This window comes from Chryseobacterium sp. MMS23-Vi53, assembly GCF_047651245.1.
In the GTDB taxonomy this organism is placed as follows: domain Bacteria; phylum Bacteroidota; class Bacteroidia; order Flavobacteriales; family Weeksellaceae; genus Chryseobacterium.
Genome location: NZ_CP180265.1, coordinates 1555967 through 1574758, shown reverse-complemented (window position 1 = coordinate 1574758; position 18792 = coordinate 1555967). Strand labels below are relative to the sequence as shown.

The following is an 18792-nucleotide window of genomic DNA, read 5'->3' as shown; positions in this document are numbered from 1 at the left end:
CTAAATTTGTTTACTAATACTGAACTTTTCAATGCAGAATAAGCTAAAAATCATCAACGATCCCGTACACGGATTTATCAAAATTCCACATGAAATTTTATTCGATATCATCGAGCATCCTTACTTCCAGAGATTAAGAAGAATAGGACAGACCGGACTTTTGAATTTGATTTTTCCGGGTGCAACACACACAAGATTTCATCATGCTTTAGGTGCGATGCATTTGATGTTTACAGCTTTAGAAACCTTGAAACAGAAAGGTGTAAAAATTTCAGAGGAAGAAGAAAAAGGCGCGATGTTGGCAATTTTGATGCACGATATTGGTCATGGTCCGTTTTCTCATGCTTTGGAAAGTATGTTGATGGACGATTGGCATCATGAAAATCTTTCGTTGTTATTAATGAATCGATTAAATGATGAATTCGGTGGAGAGCTTTCTGTTGCGATTGAAATGTTTCAGGGGAAATATCATAGAAAATTTTTTAATCAATTAATTTCTTCTCAATTAGATGTTGATAGACTTGATTATTTAAAGCGAGATAGCTTTTTCACAGGAGTTTCTGAAGGAAGTATCAATACTCAGCGAATAATTTCAATGATGAATGTTTGTGAAGAAGGAGAATTGGTAATCGATGCAAAAGGGGTGTATTCAATCGAAAACTTCTTAACGGCGAGAATGTTCATGTATTGGCAGGTTTACTATCATAAAACTTCGGCTTTAGCAGAATTTATTTTAGTTAAAATTCTGGAAAGAGCGAAATATCTGGTTTCTCAAGGTGTTGATTTACCTGCAACTGAAAATTTACAATATTTTTTACATCGAGGAAAAAGTGCTGCAACAGATGAAGATGTAGAAAGATTTACTCAATTGGATGATAATGACATCATCCAGGCGATGAAGAATTGGCAAAATGCAGATGATATGATTTTGTCTTATTGGTGTAAATGTGTGATTCAGAGAAATCTGCCAAAGACGATTATTTCATCCCACTCTTTTAGTAGAGAATTCATTGAAGAAAAAGTAAAAAATGTCAACGAATTTTTCGGAATCGATAATGGAAGTGAATTGGTTCATGAAATCAAACGAAAACTTCTTCCTTACGATACCGAAAAACAGCCTATTTATTTGTTACAGAAAAACGGAAAAAAAATCAGGCTGGACGAATCGGAAGATCAGCTTTTATCAGGGTTGATGGTAAACAAGACTACAAGATATATCCTGACTTTCCCAAGAGATATTCCAGACCTAAATTCTTAAATAATATTAAAATTTAACATCCGAAAACTAAAAAATGTTTGCGAATTATAGAATTTCTTATCTTTGCAGAATATGGAATTTACAGCTTCGCAAATTGCAAGTTTTATTGACGGAAAAATAATAGGTGACGAGAATGCGCTTATTACTGGAGTTTCACCTATCGAAGGGGGAGAAACAGGACATCTTTCTTTTATAGCACAAGATCGATTTTCCCATTATTTGGATACTACCAAATGCTCTGTTATCATTGTTTCGGAAAAACTTTTATCAAAAGATATATATAATCCTACCGTGATTGCGGTAAAGGATGCTTACCTTTCTTTTCAGGTTTTAATGAACCTTTATCAGGAAATGCAGGGCAGAAAAGAAGGTGTTGAAGATGGTTCTTCAATCCATGAAACTGCCGTTCTTGGTGATAAAGTATACATTGGTGCATTTACATACGTTTCTGAAAAAGCTAAAATTGGGGAAGGAACTCAGATTTATCCTCAGGTTTATATCGGAAAAGGTGTAAAGATCGGTAAGAATTGTAAAATCGACAGTGGTGCAAGAATTTATGATTACTGCATTATTGGTGATAATTGTGTGATTCATTCCAACACGGTGATTGGAGGTGACGGATTTGGTTTTCAACCGACTCCGGAAGGTTTCAAAAAAATTCCTCAACTGGGAAATGTTATCATTGAAGATGATGTTGAAATCGGTTCAAACTGTAGTATAGACAGAGCTACAATTGGTTCTACCATTATTGGAAAAGGAACTAAGATTGATAATTTAATCCAGATTGCCCACAATGTAAAAATCGGTAAAAATAACGTAATTGCAGCTCAGGCGGGAATTGCAGGTTCTACAACAATCGGTGATTGGAACCAGATTGGTGGACAAGTTGGCGTTGTAGGTCACATTAAAATAGGAAATCAGGTTAAAATTCAGGCTCAAAGTGGCGTGAATTCTAGCGTAAATGATAAAGAAACATTGTACGGTTCGCCGGCAATTAGTTATAACGACTATCTAAGAAGTTATGTACATTTCAGAAATCTTCCGGAAGTCGTAAACAGAATAAATAATCTTGAGAATAACTCAAAAGATAAAACTAATGAGTGATATGCAAAAAACACTTCAGCAAGAAGTGACACTTTCCGGAATCGGACTTCACACTGGTAAAGAAGTAAAACTTACCATAAAACCTGCAAAAGAAAATACAGGTTTTGTATTCGTAAGAACAGATTTGGAGGGACATCCTCAAGTCGAAGCTGATGTTAATTATGTTGTAGCAACAGAAAGAGGAACGACATTAGAGAAATTAGGTGTTAAAATCAATACATGTGAGCATCTTTTAGCTGCATTGGTAGGATGTGATGTTGATAATGCCATCCTTGAAATGGATGCTTCCGAGCCTCCAATTTTAGATGGTTCTTCAAAATTCTTTGTTGAAGCTATCGAAAGCGTAGGAATTGTAGAGCAAAATACGGCCAGAGAATATCTTGTTGTAAAAGAGGTTCTTACGTACAGTGATCCTGCAACGGGATCAGAAATTACGATTATCCCTTCGGATACATACGAAATTACAACAATGGTAGATTTTGGGACTAAAGTTTTAGGAACGCAAAATGCTACACTTAAAAATATTTCAGAATTTAAAGAAGAAATTTCATCTGCAAGAACGTTCAGTTTCTTACACGAATTAGAAATGCTTTTAGATCATGGTTTGATCAAAGGTGGAGATATTTCTAATGCGATCGTTTATGTAGATAAAGATCTTACTCCTGAAACGACAGAAAAATTGAAGAAGGCTTTTGGTAAAGATAATGTATCAATCAGACCAAACGGAATTCTTGATAATTTGAATCTAAACTATCCAAACGAAGCTGCGAGACATAAATTACTAGATGTCATTGGTGATTTAGCTTTGGCTGGAGTGAAAATAAAAGGTAAAGTAATTGCCAATAAACCAGGGCATTTTGTTAATACTCAATTTGCTAAAAAACTGAACCGTCAGTGGAAATTGCAGAAAAAGAAAAACGTTCCTGATTTTGATTTAACAAAAGAACCGGTTTTCGATATCAACGGAATCATGAAGTTGATGCCTCACAGACCGCCGTTTTTGTTGATTGATAAAATTCTTGAACTTTCAGATTCTCACGTTGTAGGTCTTAAAAATGTTACAATGAATGAACCTTTCTTCGTTGGACATTTCCCGAAAGAACCTGTAATGCCGGGAGTTTTACAAGTAGAAGCTTTAGCACAAACGGGAGGAATTCTTGTATTGGCAAGTGTTCCGGATCCCGAAAATTACTCTACTTACTTTATTAAAATTGATAAAGTAAAATTCAAGAGAAAAGTAATTCCTGGAGATACGCTTATTTTCAAGATTGAATTAATAGAGCCTATCAGAAGAGGAATCGTTCATATGCAAGGTTATGGTTACGTAGGAGATACGGTAGCTGTAGAAGCAGAACTAATGGCCCAAGTTGCAAAAAATAAAGTTGATTAAATGATTCATCAATTAGCAGCCGTAGATAAACGTGCGAAAATCAGCAAAAATGTAATCGTAGAACCATTTACTACCATTGCAGGGGATGTAGAAATAGGGGAAGGAACATGGATTGGTCCCAATGTTACCATCATGGATGGTGCAAGAATTGGTAAAAATTGCAGAATTTTTCCAGGGACAGTAATTTCTGCGATTCCTCAGGATCTTAAATTCGATGGTGAAGATACACAGACGATCATTGGAGATGATACTACAATCAGAGAATGTGTAACAGTAAATAGAGGTACAAAAGCTCTTGGTTACACAAAAGTTGGAAAAAACTGTCTGATTATGGCAACATCTCACATCGCCCACGATTGCGTTATCGGAGATCACGTTATTATTGTAAACGGTTGTGGAATAGCAGGGCACGTAGAAATCGGAGATTACACTGTAATGGGAGGTTTATCAGCTGTTCATCAGTTTGGTAAGATCGGAAAACACGTAATGATTTCTGGAGGTACTTTGGTGAGAAAAGATATTCCGCCTTACGTGAAAGTAGCGAGAGAGCCGATGTCTTATGCGGGTATCAATTCTGTTGGTTTGAGAAGAAGAGGTTTTACAAACGAAAAAATCTTTGAAATTCAGAAGATCTACAGAGCGATTTTCCAGATGAAAATGAACGTTTCTCAAGCAATTAACTATATTGAAAAAGAAATGCTTCCTACTGCTGAAAGAGATGAGATTTTACAATTTATTCAGAACTCTCCAAGAGGTATCGTAAAAGGATACGGGACTGGAAAGGAATAATTTATAAACTAAAAACACCTAGCAAATGAAAGTTTTAACTCTAGTATTTATGTTTTCCACAATCTCAATAGTTTGGGGACAGCAATCAGAAGTTGTTAAAAGTGAAAAAACGACGGGTGTTTCCATAATGGAAAGAAGGCTTCCTGAAAAGTCTAATGATAGTATTGCTAAGAATAATTTAAACAATATTCTGAAACAGCAGAATATGGGAGGAAGTTCCGTTTTAGGAACAGCCAATCAGTATAATTCTGAAATTCAGACGAATGTAAACAGATTGAATAATAATGTCAATACTTTCAATAACAATACATTCAACAGAATGCTTCCTCAGGGACAGGGCATTGAAATAAAAAAAAGAAAATAAATACATACAAAAATTAATGGCAACAAGTAACGATATCAGAAAAGGACTTTGTATTGAGTACAGCAACGATATTTTTAAAGTAATCGAGTTCCTTCACGTAAAACCGGGAAAAGGTCCTGCTTTCGTTAGAACAAAATTAAAATCTGTAACAAACGGAAAAGTAATTGATAATACTTTCTCTGCAGGTCACAAAATCGAAGAGGTAAAAGTTATCACAAGAAAATTCCAGTATCTTTATGATGATGAGAACGGATTCCACTTCATGAACAATGATGACTTCTCTCAATTATATCTAAATAAGGACATGATTGAAAACTCAAACCTGATGAAAGCTGGTGAAGAGGTGACAATCATTTTGAAGGAGGTAGACGAAACTCCGCTTTCTGCTGAATTACCGCAGTCTGTTTATTTAGAAGTTATAGAAGCAGATCCGGGTGTGAAAGGAAACACAGCAACAAACGCTCTTAAAAACGCTATCGTTGAAACAGGAGCAAGAGTAATGGTTCCTTTGTTCATCGAGCCGGGAGACAAAATAAAAGTGAGCACTGAAGATGGTTCTTACTTAGAAAGAGTAAAAGAATAAATTTAAATAAAATTTACATAAATTCGGTTTGCTATTGCATTCCGAATTTTGTTTTATAAAGCAGTAAAGAGTCCCGAAGGGACGATTTAATACAGAATTGGATGCAGTCCAATTTTAATTATTTTGCGAAAAAACAAAACCGTGTCAAGATTTCAAACCTTGACACGGTTGAAAATTTAAAAACATCATTAAAAAAATATGACGTTTCATCAGCCACAAAAACTGAAAACTATTGCAGATCTTATTGGAGCTAAATTTATTGGTTCTGAAGATTTTCAGGTATTAGGAACAAACGAAATCCATATGGTAAGACCTGGAGATATCGTTTTCGTAAACCATCCAAAATATTATGATAAAGCTTTAAATTCTGCTGCTACTATTATTTTAATTGATAAAGAAGTAGAATGTCCGGAAGGAAAAGCATTATTGGTTTCAGATGATCCTTTCAGAGATTTCAATAAAATCAATACTCATTTTACGAGAATATATAATTTCACGGAAGAACTTCACGATGTAGAAATTGGTGAAGGAACAAAAATCCATCGTACTGCTGTCATAGGAAATAATGTTGTTATTGGAAAAAACACGCTTATTTTCCCAAATGTTGTGATCGGTGACAGAACAGTTATCGGCGATAATGTGGTAATTCAATCGAATACAGTTTTAGGTGGAGACGCTTTTTATTACAGAAAAATAAATGGAAATTTCGACCGTTTAATCTCTGTGGGAAATGTGGTTATCGAAAACAATGTAGAAATCGGAAACGGATGTACCATCGACAGAGGGGTTACAGATTCTACAATCATTGGTGAGGGTTCTGTTTTAGACAACCAAATTCAGATTGGTCACGATACGATTATCGGTAAAAAATGTCTGATTGCTTCACAAGTAGGAATCGCAGGATGTTGCGTGATCGGTGACGAAGTTACTTTGTGGGGACAAGTTGGTATCGCATCTGGAAACAAAATAGAAAGCGGATCTGTACTTTTAGGCAAAACCGGAGTCAACAGAGACCTTGAAAAAGGTACTTATATAGGAATGTTCGCAGAGGATTTTAAAACATATCTGAAGAAAGAGGTAAAACTGAGAAATCTCAAATAAACAAATTGTTTAGATTTATCTTTAATCAAAGAAATTTAATTAAATTTGTGAGCATTAATAAAAATAATAAATAAATTAAAATTATAATAAAATGTCAATTTTAGTAAACAAAGATTCTAAAGTAATTGTACAAGGATTTACAGGGAATGAAGGTACTTTCCACGCAAGTCAGATGATCGAATACGGAACAAACGTAGTAGGTGGTGTTACTCCAGGAAAAGGAGGAAGCGAGCATTTAGGAAAGCCTGTATTCAATACTGTTGCTGATGCTGTTGCAAAAGCTGGAGCAAACGTAAGTATCATTTTCGTACCGCCTGCATTTGCTGCTGATGCTATTATGGAAGCTGCTGAAGCGGGTATCAAAGTTATTGTATGTATTACTGAAGGTATTCCTGTAGCGGATATGGTAAAAGTAAAATCTTACATCGCTGACAGAGACTGCAGATTGATCGGTCCAAACTGCCCTGGAATCATCACTTCTGAAGAAGCTAAAATTGGTATTATGCCAGGTTTCGTTTTCAAAAAAGGTAAAGTAGGTATCGTTTCAAAATCTGGTACTCTTACTTACGAAGCTGCAGATCAGGTTGTAAGAGCTGGTTACGGTATTTCTACAGCTATTGGTATTGGTGGTGACCCAATTATCGGAACTACTACAAGAGAAGCATTAGAATTATTCATCAACGATCCAGAAACTGAAGCAGTTGTAATGATCGGAGAAATCGGTGGTGGTCTTGAGGCTGAAGCTGCAAGATGGTACAAAGCTAGCGGTTCTACAAAGCCGGTTGTTGGTTTTATCGCTGGACAAACTGCTCCTAAAGGAAGAACTATGGGACACGCAGGTGCTATTGTAGGTGGTGCTGAAGATACAGCTCAGGCTAAGATGGAAATCATGAGAGAAAACGGAATAAACGTTGTAGATTCTCCTGCTGATATCGGTGCAACTGTGGCAAAGATTTTAGGATAATTAACTATTACAAAACATAACGATATGAAAAAAATTTTATTAGCCTCTGCATTGGCACTTTCTACAATGTCTTTCGCACAGATCGATTTTAGTAGCACAAGATTCGGTATCACTGCAGGAGGTAACTATTCCAGAGTGAAAAATGCTCACAATCCGTCAGGTCCTAGATATACTTTCCAGGGAGGTGTATTGGCTTTAATTCCAGTGGGAAAAGAAAACCAGTTTTTCTTGCAGCCGGAGGTTTTATATTATGGAGCTGGAGAAACAGGAAAAGATAAGGATGCAAAAAGTATGGATGGCTACAATGCCGTTTATGCAAATAGTTATATCAGTGTTCCGATTAACTTCAAAGGATATTTTTCAGAAGATGAATCTGAGTTCTTTGGAATGGTTGGGCCAAGATTTAATTTCTTGATTAGTCAGAAAACTACAGGTGCTCCGGCTACAAGACCTTATTATGACCAAAACGTTTCTTATACAGATCCTACAACAGGAAAGGAGATCAGTGGAAAGGCAGCAGGATTCAACTTTGGTGTAGGAGTAGGTGTGGGTTACAGCTACAAGAGACAATTGGAAATTGCTTTAGGTTATGATTTTGGTATTTCCAATACATATCCGAAACTTATCGAGTCGTATACAAAATCGGCAGATACCGAAAAAAGCAAATCTGAACAGGTTCTTAGCTTAAAATTAAGCTACATCTTCGAATAATAATTTATTTCAATCATGATATAAAAACTCCCGAAACAACTAAGTTTCGGGAGTTTTGTTTTAAGATTACCCTTTAATCCACTTCCAAATTTCCTTCAAAGTAGCTTTATTACCATACATCAAAATTCCAACTCTGTAAATTTTACCCGCTACAAAAATCATGAAAATAGTTGTTCCTAAAAGCAGAGCAATCGATAAAGCAATCTGCCATGCCGGAACACCAAACGGAATTCTCGCAATCATCGCAACCGGTGAAGTGAATGGAATAATTGACAACCAGAATCCAAGTGGACCATCAGGATTGTTCATTAAAGAAAAACTTCCGTACATTCCCAGCATCAACGGAAGGATCGCAAATAACGTGAATTGCTGCGTTTCCGTCTCATTGTCTACTGCAGAACCAATCGCTGCGTAAATCGAGCTGTAAAAAATGTATCCTAAAAGAAAAAACACAATGAACACGAAGATAATTAAAGGGAAATTTAATTCCAGTAAACTATGAGAAACCTGTGTTGCAATCTGAGCTACATCAAATTTACTCGCCAATTCTTCATTTCCACCAGGAATATTTTTTTGCATTGATGAAAAACCTGTGTTTAAAACCAAAGCTCCAACGACAGACATTGCGATCCAAACCACAAACTGCGTTAAAGCAACTAAAGTCACACCCAATATTTTTCCCATCATCAACTCAAAAGGCTTTACGGAAGAAATGATAATTTCCACAACGCGATTGTTTTTTTCCTCCAGAACACTTCTCATCACACGAACTCCATAAATAATGATAAACATAAAAGTTACGTACATCAAAAGAATGCTCAAGCCACTTTTTACCCCGAAAGCAAGGTCAGAATCTTCTTTGTTGTTTTCAGAAACGTTGATGGTTTTTAAAGTAAAGCTTTTATCAAGATTATCCAGTTGAACTTCAGCAATACCCAATTGTTTTATTTTCTCTTTTTTAATAACTTCAGTAATGTCTGAAACGATTTTCTGTTTCGTATCAAAACCAATTTTACTGTTGATCACCAATCTGGAATTCTGCTGTAATTCATCATAATTCTGATCTTTTAATTCAGGTAAAATTAAAATTCCGTCTAATGATTCATTGCCCTTTAAATTATTGATTTTAGATTTTTCATCCGCTGCGGAAACAAAAATATAATTCAGTTGGTCATCAGATTTCAATTGATTTTTAAACAAACCGCTTTTATCAACAACTTCAATCACGCTGTGAGATTCGTTTGCTTTAAACATCAAACCGATTACCGATCCAAAAGCGATCAATAAAATCGGAGCCAGTAATGTTAATATAATAAAGGATTTTTTCTTAACCTGCGTAAGAAATTCCCTTTTTGTAATTAAAAAAATGTTATTCATAATTAAGAGTTGTTGCTTACGGCATTAATAAATACTTCATTCATACTCGGAATTTTTTCGTCGAATGATCTTACTTTTCCCACATTTACCAAATCCAGGAGAATGTGATTTTGGTCTGCTTCATTTTTTAAATCAAAAGAAACCAGATTATTCTCATTTGTCATATTGAAAACTTCATATTTATTTTTAAAACTTTCAAATTGAGAATCATTAATTTCAGAAAGTGTAATACCAAAAATATTTTTCTTGAATTTTTCCCTTACATCAAAAACTCTTCCGTCGATAATTTTTTTAGAATTATTAATTAAAGCAACATAATCGCACATTTCTTCCACACTTTCCATTCTGTGAGTCGAAAGGATGATGGTTGTTCCGTTATTTTTAAGGTCGATGATTTGATCTTTAATTAGGTTGGCATTCACAGGATCAAAACCAGAAAAAGGTTCATCCAAAATCAAAAGATGCGGTCTGTGCAAAACAGTTACTACAAACTGAATTTTCTGAGCCATTCCTTTGGAAAGTTCGGATAGCTTCTTTTTCCACCACTGGTCGATGTGAAGTTTGTCGAACCATTTTTTAGCTTCATTTAGAGCATCGTTTCTACTCATTCCTTTCAGCTCTCCGAAATAAAGAAGCTGATCTCCAACGGTCATATTTTTGTACAATCCTCGTTCTTCCGGCATATAACCGATATCTTTGATATGATGAGGATTTAGAGCTTCTCCATTAATTTGAATTTCTCCGGAATCAGCCTGAGTAATCTGATTGATGATACGGATGAAAGACGTTTTTCCCGCTCCGTTCGGGCCTAAAAGACCATATACACTTCCTTTCGGAACATGGATGCTGAAATCATCCAAAGCTACCTTTTTACCGGCATTGTAAGTCTTTCTGATATGTTCTGCTTTTAGCATTAAATTGTTTTTTTACAATTAGTATAAAAATATCCCGAAAGTTACGGAATTATTAAAACAGAATAAGGCTAAAAGAAAAAATCCTGATGATTATCAGGATTTAATTTATTGTTTTACGATCTGGGTAACTTTCATTGTGTTATCGCTCAAAATATAGCGAATCAGATATTTTCCGGGTTTTAATTTTTCAATATTAATCTCACCGGAGTTCATATTCACTGAATAACTAGCAACCTGAGTACCCAAAATTGAATAAAAGATCACACTCTTGATCCTTAAATTAGGATCTTTAGCCTTCACAATAAGAAAATCCTTTGCAGGATTTGGATAGGCAACAAGAACTCCATCGTCAGATTTCTGAGAGAAGGCAGCAGGCTCTTTTATTTGTGCTTTCATATTGTTGGAAAACCCAACAAAAGCGCCTAAAAAGATAAATAAAAGTAAAAGTTTTTTCATCAAATTATAATTTCTCAAGTATATTAAAACAAAAATAAACAATTCTGCAATTTCCTGCAATAGTTTTTTGTAGAAGTTGTAGTAAATTTGCATTAAATTTCATTCAAAAAGTATTCCAAAAATGATACATTCAAGAAATAGAAGGCTGAGAGTAAATGAATCTTTGAGAGGTTTGGTAAGAGAATGCTCGCTTACAACTAATGATTTTGTAATGCCGATCTTCGTAATGGAGGGCGAAAATATGCAGGAGCCTATCCCGTCGATGCCGGGAATTTTCAGGAGGAGCATAGATCTGACGGTGAAGGAATGTAAGGAATTATTTTCTTTAGGAGTAAAGGCTGTCAATCTTTACATGAAAGTTTCTGAGGATCTGAAAGACAACACCGGAAAAGAAGCGTGGAACAAAAACGGGTTGATGCAGAACACAATCAGGGCAATTAAAGATGCTGTTCCTGAAATGGTTGTAATGCCCGATGTTGCTTTAGATCCCTATTCAATATACGGGCACGACGGAATTATAGAAAACGGAAAAATCCTGAACGATGCAACGAACGACGCTTTGGCAAGAATGTCTGTGTCACACGCAGAAGCCGGAGCCGACATTGTGGCACCAAGCGACATGATGGACGGAAGAGTTCAGGTGATTCGTGAAGCGTTGGAACAAAATGGATTTACAGATGTTGGTATTTTAAGCTATGCTGCAAAATATGCAAGTTCGTTCTATGGCCCTTTCAGAAGCGCTTTGGATAGTGCTCCAAAAGATAATATGGAAATTCCAAAGGATAAAAAAACATATCAGATGGATTTTCATAATTCGCGTGAAGCGTTAAACGAAGTTTTCAAAGATATAGATGAAGGTGCAGATATTATTATGATTAAGCCGGGACTTCCATATTTGGATATTGTTTCTAAAGTTCGTGAAGCGATCGATCTGCCAATTGCAGTTTACAACGTAAGCGGTGAATATGCAATGGTAAAAGCTGCTGCACAAAATGGCTGGTTGGATAATGATAAAACGATTATCGAAAGCTTAACTTGCTTCAAAAGAGCCGGAGCCGATATGATTTTTACCTATTTTGCAAAAGAAGCTGCAATGATATTGAACAGGTAATTTTTTGTTATAAATTATGAGTTATGAATTATGAGTTTAAATTATTCTGTGAATTCCGATAATGAACTCATAATTCATAACTCATAACTCAAAATTATTTTAAGAGATATCAAAATCCTTTCCCTTCGTAAACTTAGCTGCAAAAGGCGACTGATTTCCCGTATATTTCAATACAAAATTCTTTTTTGTTTCGGTATCAACTTTAGCCTGAACTTCAACGTCCTGAGTTTGAAAACTTACATCCAAATTGACTCCGGATTCTTTTTCGAGATTAATTTCCACACTTTCTGCATAGAAAAGGGAAGTGCTTAAAAAATTAAACTTAATATTTTTTCTGTACGATTTTGATTCATTTTGGGTAAATTCAGAATAGCTTTTCAAAATTTCAATTCCGGGTGAATCGATGTTGGTAATTCTGGATTTTGTCACACCATTTACCCTTACTGAAAAATCTTTTGCATTTTTAATATCTCCCGTTACTCCTATATTGAATAGAGATGGAAGCGAAAGACCAAACTCGATCATGCTGTCTTTCGTGAATTCAAAGTCGGGAATAAGAGCAGGAAATTTCTGAACATTGACTAATTCATTTTTAATTTTACTCAATTGATCCCCTTCAAACAAAAATCCGATTAAATTATTTCCTGTTGTTCTCCAGTTTCTGCCGTTCCATTCGAAAATTTCACAAAGCAAAGTATCCACAGAAGAATGAGGAAGAAGATCCATATCCTGCCATTTGAAAACTTCCTTTGCATAAGGTCTTCTGTTTACAATATTTACTCCAAGATCTAGAGCTAAAAGTTCTGTGAGTTGTTGATTATTGGCCATATTAATTTTATGATTGATTTTTTATAAAATTATGGAAATAAAACAAAACTGCTAAAATTTACATTAAATTTTATAACCAGCCTTTTTTGCCATAGACATACGTGTCATCAAATTGTTTATCACTCATAAACAAATATAAAATACCTTCAATAAAAGGAATGATGGAAGCTGCTCCGAATGTGATAATATTGAGCACCAATTGAATGATTCCTTCTTTTGTATATCCAAGATAAAATTTATTTAAAGCCAGCCAGCCTACAAGGATTCCAAGCAAGGCAGCAGGAATTTTCTTTTCCGAACGATAAGGCACATTGTTCTGCTGATTTTGATAATTGTCCGTTTTTGTATAACCGTAATTTTCCATTTTAATAATTTTTTTGATGTTTTTTGATTGTATTTAATAAGTGTTTTTTAATTCTAAAATGTTACATATTAATTAAATAATAAGCATACAAAAAAACATGTATCAAGTGATGCTGGTGTTCTCTATAAGTTCAGGGGGCTTAAAGAATGTAAAGTTGTGATATTAAAATTTCATAAAACTTTTATACACAACCTTCAATCTAAAAATTGAATTCAAAAAAACTTTATCTTTGCCCTTATGATTTTACGAGGAGAAAACTTAATCAAAGAATACGGTCCTAAAAAAGTTGTAAAAGGCGTTTCTGTACAGGTTCAGCAGGGAGAAATTGTTGGTTTGCTTGGTCCGAACGGAGCAGGAAAAACCACTTCGTTTTATATGATTGTTGGTTTGGTTAAGCCTACTTCAGGAAAAATTTTCCTGGATAAACAGGAAATCACGACCGATGCGATGTACCGAAGAGCACAAAAAGGTATCGGTTATCTGGCTCAGGAAGCGTCTGTTTTCCGTAAACTTTCGGTGGAAGAAAACATTATGGGAGTTTTACAGTTAACAAAACTTTCAAAACGCGAGCAGCAGATGAAATGTGACGAATTGGTAGAAGAATTTTCACTTCAACACGTTCGTAAAAACCGTGGTGATCTTTTATCTGGAGGGGAGAGACGTAGAACGGAGATTGCAAGATGTTTGGCGACAGATCCAAGTTTTATCCTTCTGGATGAGCCATTTGCCGGAGTAGACCCGATTGCAGTAGAAGATATTCAGAAAATTGTAAGAAGTCTTACCGATAAAAACATCGGGATTTTAATTACCGATCACAACGTACAGCAGACTTTGGCAATTACCAATAAAACATACATTATGTTTGAAGGTAGAATTTTGAAAGAAGGTCTTCCTGAAGAATTGGCAAATGATCCGCAGGTAAGAGAAGCATATTTAGGAGAAAATTTCGTTTATCAAAGTATTTTCGACAAGCCAAAAAAGAAAAGTTACGCATATAATATTTGGGCTGGAAACTTTGACTCCAGAGCACAGTTTCAGAGTTTTGTAGATGAGAATTTTGCTCAGTTTGATGACTTGAGATTGATACATGGTTTTGAAGATATTAGTTTTGCTGCATTGGGAAGCAATGTAGAAATCAGACATATTCTTAATGAGGTTGTGGATAAAAATGCTAATAATTCTTTTGTTTTACAGAAAAAAGAAATCAATTCTCTTTACTCTTTAGAACAAGCAAAAAAAGAATCTGAGGCAGCAAGTAAACCGGAATTACATTACTTAACAACAGAAGCTTTTGAAGGGTAAATTTTATTCTAAACAACATTATTTTGAAGAATATCAAATTAAAGAATTGTTTGCTAAATTATACTTGGCAGAAAATCTTCTAAATGAAATAACTTTATCTAATTCTGACGGAAAATTTCTCGTTTTTAAAGAAAACTTTATCGATGAATTTTATGAAGCGGAAGGTGATAATGTTGCCAATTTTACGCAAATATGGAATTGGTTTAAACCCAATGCTGAATGGAATACTTTTACTGGTGATAAAGGATTAAAACTTGGAGAAGAGATTTTTGAAATTGTTGATAAATGGAAACAAGATCAATAATTTTTTTAAGAATATAATTTAAAACTAAAAGAATAATATAATTCGTACCTTTTCTCTGTAAAACGGTACGTTTTTTAGTTAAAATAATTCCTATGGCAAAACCTTTTAACAGAACAGTCACTTTATTTGGAATTTATAAACAGCTGGTTCCTTTCATTAGACCTTATCGATTAATGATTTATGGAACGTTATTTCTGACGTTTTTAGGCGCGCTTGCCGCTCAGGTGAATCCGCTTGTGTTGAAATATACGGTAGATGAGGTGACAAAATTAACTCACCTTCCGCATCCGATGTCAGAGGGAATTCATGTTTTGGTGTTGATTTCCGTGATTTTATTGGGTAAAGAATTATTAAATATTTTCATCAATTTTGGACAGAAATTTTATGGCGAAAAAATTAGAATTAATGTAAGTTCAGTTTTAGCACAATCGGCAATTGATAAGATTTTAACGTATAGAGTTGCTTATTTTAATGATGAAAACCACGAATCGGGAAAATTACAAATCAGAATCGATCGAGGAATTGAAAGTTTAACAAGATTGGTTCAAAACTTCTTTATCGATATGTTACCGCTATTTTCAAACGCAATTATTGCTTTGATTATCATGTATCTGCAAAATGTTTATGTTGGAATTGTTTCCACGATTATTGTTCCGATTTACTTTTACATCAGTTCATTACAGGCGAAAAAATTAGGTGGTGTCAGACGAACTTTGAGAAATCAGCGTGAACAAAAAACTTCCGGGCTTTTAAATTTAATCAATTCCATCATGGTGATTAAAAGTTTTGTTCGCGAAAAATTTGAAGGAAAAAAGCAATACGATTTGCAGATGCAGTTGATGGAAAGCCAGATGTTCACCCGAAAAACGAATTTTATTTATGATGGCTTAAAGACTTTTATCGAACAGTTTGGAGTGGTTTTAATTATCCTTTTAACGGTTTATCTTGTGTTGGATCAGCAAATGACAATCGGTGCAATCATGCTACACATCATGCTTTTTAATAATGTTTCGGCTCCGATTCGCCAGCTTCACAGAATTTATGATGATATGAATGACGCGATGATTTATGCGGAAGGATATTTTGATATTTTAAATGCTGATGACGAAAAAGAACCGAACGGAAATTTCGTAGAAAAAGAAATTAAAGGAAATTTTGAATTAAAAAATGTCAACTTTTCTTATCCAAACGGAACTCAGGCTCTGCACGACGTTTCTATGAAAATCGAAAATGGAAAAACAACCGCTCTTGTTGGTTTGAGTGGTGCCGGAAAATCAACAGTTATTAATCTTTTGTGTAAATTTTACCTGCCAAATTCAGGAGATATTTTATTGGATAATGTTGATTTAAATGATTATGACAACACTTTTCTCCGTGACGATTTAGGTTTAGTACTACAAAAAAATCACATTTTCCAAGGAAGTATCGAAGACAATATTCGCTACGGAAATATGAACGCAACTTTTGAAGAAATTGAAGAAGCGGCGAAAAAAGCCTATCTTCACGAGCAAATCTTGGATCTTCCGGAGGGGTATAATCACGACGCAACTCAACTTTCGGGAGGTCAGCAACAGAGAATTGCAATTGCTAGATTATTCTTAAAAAATCCACCGATTATTTTCCTTGACGAGCCCACTGCAAGTCTCGATGCAATTGCCACAGAACAGATTAAAAATTCTTTGGATGCGATAAAAGAAGGCAGAACAGTGATTATTATTTCGCATTCTCTGTCGCAGATTTTAGATTCGGATAAAATTTATGTAATGAAAAAAGGTAGAGTAGTGGAAAGCGGAACTCATGATGAATTGGTACAAATCAATGGAACATATAGAGAAATTTTTGATGCTTCTGCAAGAAGTTTAAATTTAGATAAATTGGTGAATACTTTTAAAGAAAATTAATAAAATGTAGTAATTTATCAATCTAACAATGTACCAAAGGGAGCCACAAAGTGGCGACTTAACTCAGGGCAGGATGTAATCCTGTTAAATTATAATTTGTAAATAATCATCAATGAACCATCAACAGCCAACTATCAACAATAAATGAATGACCATTATCTAAAAAAACTCGATCGAGTAACCGCAATTCTTACTCAATTACAGTCAAAACCGATAGTAAGAGCGCAGGATTTGGCTCAGAAATTTGATGTAAGTATTCGTACGATTTATCGTGATGTAAAAACATTGGAAAATGCAGGGATTCCAATTGTTGGAGAAGCGGGAAGCGGCTATTCTTTGATGGAAGGATATAAACTTCCACCCGTGATGTTTACGAAAGAAGAAGTGCTGAGTTTTATTACCGCTGAAAAATTAATGCAGAAATTTTCTCATCAAAGTTTGGGAAGTCATTACCAAACAGCGATGGAAAAAGTACGTTCTGTGCTTAAATATTCCGACAGAAATTTAATCCAAAATATCGAAAAACAGATTGATATTTTTCAGTATCACGCGGCAACCGAAGATACCATAAAAGACGTTCTTCCTACGATTCTCGAAAGTATTGGAGAAAAACGTCAGTTGATCATGGAATATAAAACCGTTGATGATAAAATTTCCACAAGGACCATAGAAGCAGTCGGTGTTTTCTTTGAATTTAATTATTGGTATATCATGGCGTTCTGTACATTGAGAAATGATTTTAGACAGTTCCGTATCGACAGGATTTTAAAGATTACAAAAACTCAAAATCCGTTTTTAGGAGAGTACGGACAAATCAACGATTACAGAAAAAGTGGTAACGGAAACAAAACCACTGTGAAGCTTTTAGTAGAGAAGAAAATCATGGGATTTTTGGTGAATTCAAAGAAGTATTATGGCTTGACCCAAGAAGTCGAGGCAGAAAATGGAATGGTAGAATTAACGTTTGAGACGGAATCCATCAAAGACGGATTTCCACGCTGGCTAATCACTTTTGCAGATTTTGCAACGATTCTGGAGCCCGTAAGCCTTAAAAAACAGTTAAATGATTTATTAAATGAAATTGCAAGTAAACATCGATAAAAACCCCAACATTTCTGTTGAGGTTATGAGCAATATTTAATTGAATTTGAAGATGGCTTAATGAAAAAGGCGAATCTGCAGTCTTAAATTGTTCGTCAAAATTTAATCTATAGAAAGCATTTCCGCCGGTAATTTTAAGATTAATTTTTCAAATTAAACTGTATCAAAGATTTTAGTCTCCACAAAGGCATCAGGGAACCTAAAATCTCTCCCAAAAAAAAGGTGGCTCGATTCCCAAAGCTCTTAAATAAACATATCCTTGTCCACGGTGATGAATTTCATTATCAACGAAATACAAAATATTCTGATACACCGGGAATTCATATTGACCGAATAAATTGAAAGTTTCCTGAAAACGTTCTTCCGAAATCTGAGCAAAATAAGTATTGATTGTTTCCGTTTCTTCGTCCCATTTTGTCAATAAATCCTCTTTTGTTTTTGGGTTGAAACCTTCTTCGTTGTAGGCTTCCATGTTTTTGTTCACGATCCCTTTCAAAGCTGGCCCTCCTATACTGATTAATTCAATTGCCAATTTTGCAAACGGCCTCATTCCACCGATTGAAAATTCGAACAAATCCTTTTCCGGAAATGCTTCAATTACTCTTCTTGTCAGATTTCTGTGACCTTGCCAATGTTCTAATAATTGTTCAGATGTCATAAATTGTTTTGTGATGGTTGCTGTAGTTGTCATAATTTTAATATTGTTTGTTATTGTTGATACAAAGATAAAACCGAGCTATGACAACAGTTTGTCAGTAGGATTTTTAGAAATAAAAAATATTTTTTTCTTCTTAAAATAATATTACAGATTTCTCCGTTAATGCTTATACTTAAGCAATGTTAGGTAAATAAATAATTTGAGAATGGTCG

At 34.7% G+C, this 18792-nt stretch carries 19 protein-coding genes and 1 pseudogene; 14 read left to right on the top strand and 6 right to left on the bottom strand.

The window, feature by feature from the left end; translation table 11 throughout:
- Positions 1-31: 31 nt before the first annotated feature.
- From ACKX2A_RS06965 to ACKX2A_RS06925, 9 genes are all read left to right on the top strand, one after another.
- Positions 32-1258 (top strand): HD domain-containing protein, encoded by a 1227-nt coding sequence (locus tag ACKX2A_RS06965; RefSeq protein ID WP_415328625.1) that lies wholly within the window; start codon positions 32-34, stop codon positions 1256-1258.
- A gap of 72 nt (positions 1259-1330) precedes the next feature.
- Positions 1331-2362: a UDP-3-O-(3-hydroxymyristoyl)glucosamine N-acyltransferase gene (gene lpxD, locus ACKX2A_RS06960; protein ID WP_415328623.1), complete on the top strand. Its 1032-nt coding sequence runs from the start codon at positions 1331-1333 to the stop codon at positions 2360-2362.
- Positions 2355-3752 carry a bifunctional UDP-3-O-[3-hydroxymyristoyl] N-acetylglucosamine deacetylase/3-hydroxyacyl-ACP dehydratase gene (locus tag ACKX2A_RS06955; protein ID WP_415328622.1) on the top strand — a complete coding sequence of 466 codons (1398 nt, stop codon included), beginning with the start codon at positions 2355-2357 and terminating at the stop codon, positions 3750-3752. The genes lpxD and ACKX2A_RS06955 overlap by 8 nt, the downstream gene beginning before the upstream one ends.
- On the top strand, positions 3753-4541 hold the full coding sequence (lpxA, locus tag ACKX2A_RS06950; protein WP_415328621.1) for an acyl-ACP--UDP-N-acetylglucosamine O-acyltransferase: 789 nt from the start codon (positions 3753-3755) through the stop codon (positions 4539-4541).
- A 25-nt stretch (positions 4542-4566) separates the two neighbouring features.
- Positions 4567-4905, top strand: a complete 339-nt coding sequence (locus tag ACKX2A_RS06945) for a hypothetical protein (RefSeq protein ID WP_415328620.1) — start codon at positions 4567-4569, stop codon at positions 4903-4905.
- 16 nt (positions 4906-4921) lie between these two features.
- Positions 4922-5488 (top strand): elongation factor P, encoded by a 567-nt coding sequence (efp, locus tag ACKX2A_RS06940; protein ID WP_415328618.1) that lies wholly within the window; start codon positions 4922-4924, stop codon positions 5486-5488.
- 198 nt (positions 5489-5686) lie between these two features.
- A complete protein-coding gene (locus tag ACKX2A_RS06935; RefSeq protein WP_415328616.1) occupies positions 5687-6589 on the top strand; it encodes an LpxD N-terminal domain-containing protein in 903 nt (300 codons plus the stop codon).
- Positions 6590-6680: 91 nt separating this feature from the next.
- Entirely contained in the window at positions 6681-7553 is an 873-nt protein-coding gene (gene sucD, locus ACKX2A_RS06930) for a succinate--CoA ligase subunit alpha (protein WP_100376467.1), read from the top strand.
- A 24-nt stretch (positions 7554-7577) separates the two neighbouring features.
- Positions 7578-8264, top strand: a complete 687-nt coding sequence (locus tag ACKX2A_RS06925) for a porin family protein (RefSeq protein WP_415328614.1) — start codon at positions 7578-7580, stop codon at positions 8262-8264.
- A gap of 66 nt (positions 8265-8330) precedes the next feature.
- On the opposite strand, the gene ACKX2A_RS06920 is transcribed toward ACKX2A_RS06925, so the two are convergent.
- The 3 genes from ACKX2A_RS06920 to ACKX2A_RS06910 all read right to left on the bottom strand — a co-directional run bounded on the left by ACKX2A_RS06920 (position 8331) and on the right by ACKX2A_RS06910 (position 11011).
- Positions 8331-9641 carry an ABC transporter permease gene (locus tag ACKX2A_RS06920; RefSeq protein WP_415328613.1) on the bottom strand — a complete coding sequence of 437 codons (1311 nt, stop codon included), beginning with the start codon at positions 9639-9641 and terminating at the stop codon, positions 8331-8333.
- Between the two features lie 2 nt (positions 9642-9643).
- Entirely contained in the window at positions 9644-10555 is a 912-nt protein-coding gene (locus ACKX2A_RS06915; protein ID WP_415328611.1) for an ABC transporter ATP-binding protein, read from the bottom strand.
- 105 nt (positions 10556-10660) lie between these two features.
- The gene (locus ACKX2A_RS06910) at positions 10661-11011 is read right to left on the bottom strand and encodes a T9SS type A sorting domain-containing protein (RefSeq protein WP_415328609.1); all 351 of its coding nucleotides are present in this window, start codon (positions 11009-11011) and stop codon (positions 10661-10663) included.
- 121 nt (positions 11012-11132) lie between these two features.
- Between ACKX2A_RS06910 and hemB the strand changes: the two genes are divergently transcribed.
- Entirely contained in the window at positions 11133-12122 is a 990-nt protein-coding gene (gene hemB / locus ACKX2A_RS06905) for a porphobilinogen synthase (RefSeq protein ID WP_415328607.1), read from the top strand.
- A 99-nt stretch (positions 12123-12221) separates the two neighbouring features.
- Here the strand turns inward: hemB and ACKX2A_RS06900 are convergent, their stop codons facing one another.
- Together ACKX2A_RS06900 and ACKX2A_RS06895 are read right to left on the bottom strand one after the other, a co-directional pair.
- Positions 12222-12950, bottom strand: coding sequence for a hypothetical protein (locus ACKX2A_RS06900; RefSeq protein WP_415328605.1), 729 nt, complete (start codon positions 12948-12950; stop codon positions 12222-12224).
- Between the two features lie 70 nt (positions 12951-13020).
- Positions 13021-13314 carry a TM2 domain-containing protein gene (locus ACKX2A_RS06895; protein ID WP_415328603.1) on the bottom strand — a complete coding sequence of 98 codons (294 nt, stop codon included), beginning with the start codon at positions 13312-13314 and terminating at the stop codon, positions 13021-13023.
- A 237-nt stretch (positions 13315-13551) separates the two neighbouring features.
- Between ACKX2A_RS06895 and lptB the strand changes: the two are divergent.
- From lptB to ACKX2A_RS06875, 4 genes and pseudogenes are all read left to right on the top strand, one after another.
- Positions 13552-14277: pseudogene (gene lptB / locus ACKX2A_RS06890) on the top strand (LPS export ABC transporter ATP-binding protein); the annotation flags it as partial.
- Positions 14278-14605: 328 nt separating this feature from the next.
- Entirely contained in the window at positions 14606-14920 is a 315-nt protein-coding gene (locus ACKX2A_RS06885; RefSeq protein WP_415328601.1) for a hypothetical protein, read from the top strand.
- Positions 14921-15093: 173 nt separating this feature from the next.
- Complete coding sequence (locus tag ACKX2A_RS06880) at positions 15094-16821, top strand: ABC transporter ATP-binding protein (RefSeq protein WP_415329421.1); 1728 nt, start codon at positions 15094-15096, stop codon at positions 16819-16821.
- A gap of 144 nt (positions 16822-16965) precedes the next feature.
- Positions 16966-17922, top strand: a complete 957-nt coding sequence (locus ACKX2A_RS06875; RefSeq protein ID WP_415328599.1) for a helix-turn-helix transcriptional regulator — start codon at positions 16966-16968, stop codon at positions 17920-17922.
- A 199-nt stretch (positions 17923-18121) separates the two neighbouring features.
- On the opposite strand, the gene ACKX2A_RS06870 is transcribed toward ACKX2A_RS06875, so the two are convergent.
- On the bottom strand, positions 18122-18613 hold the full coding sequence (locus ACKX2A_RS06870) for a DinB family protein (RefSeq protein WP_415328597.1): 492 nt from the start codon (positions 18611-18613) through the stop codon (positions 18122-18124).
- Positions 18614-18792: the final 179 nt, after the last annotated feature.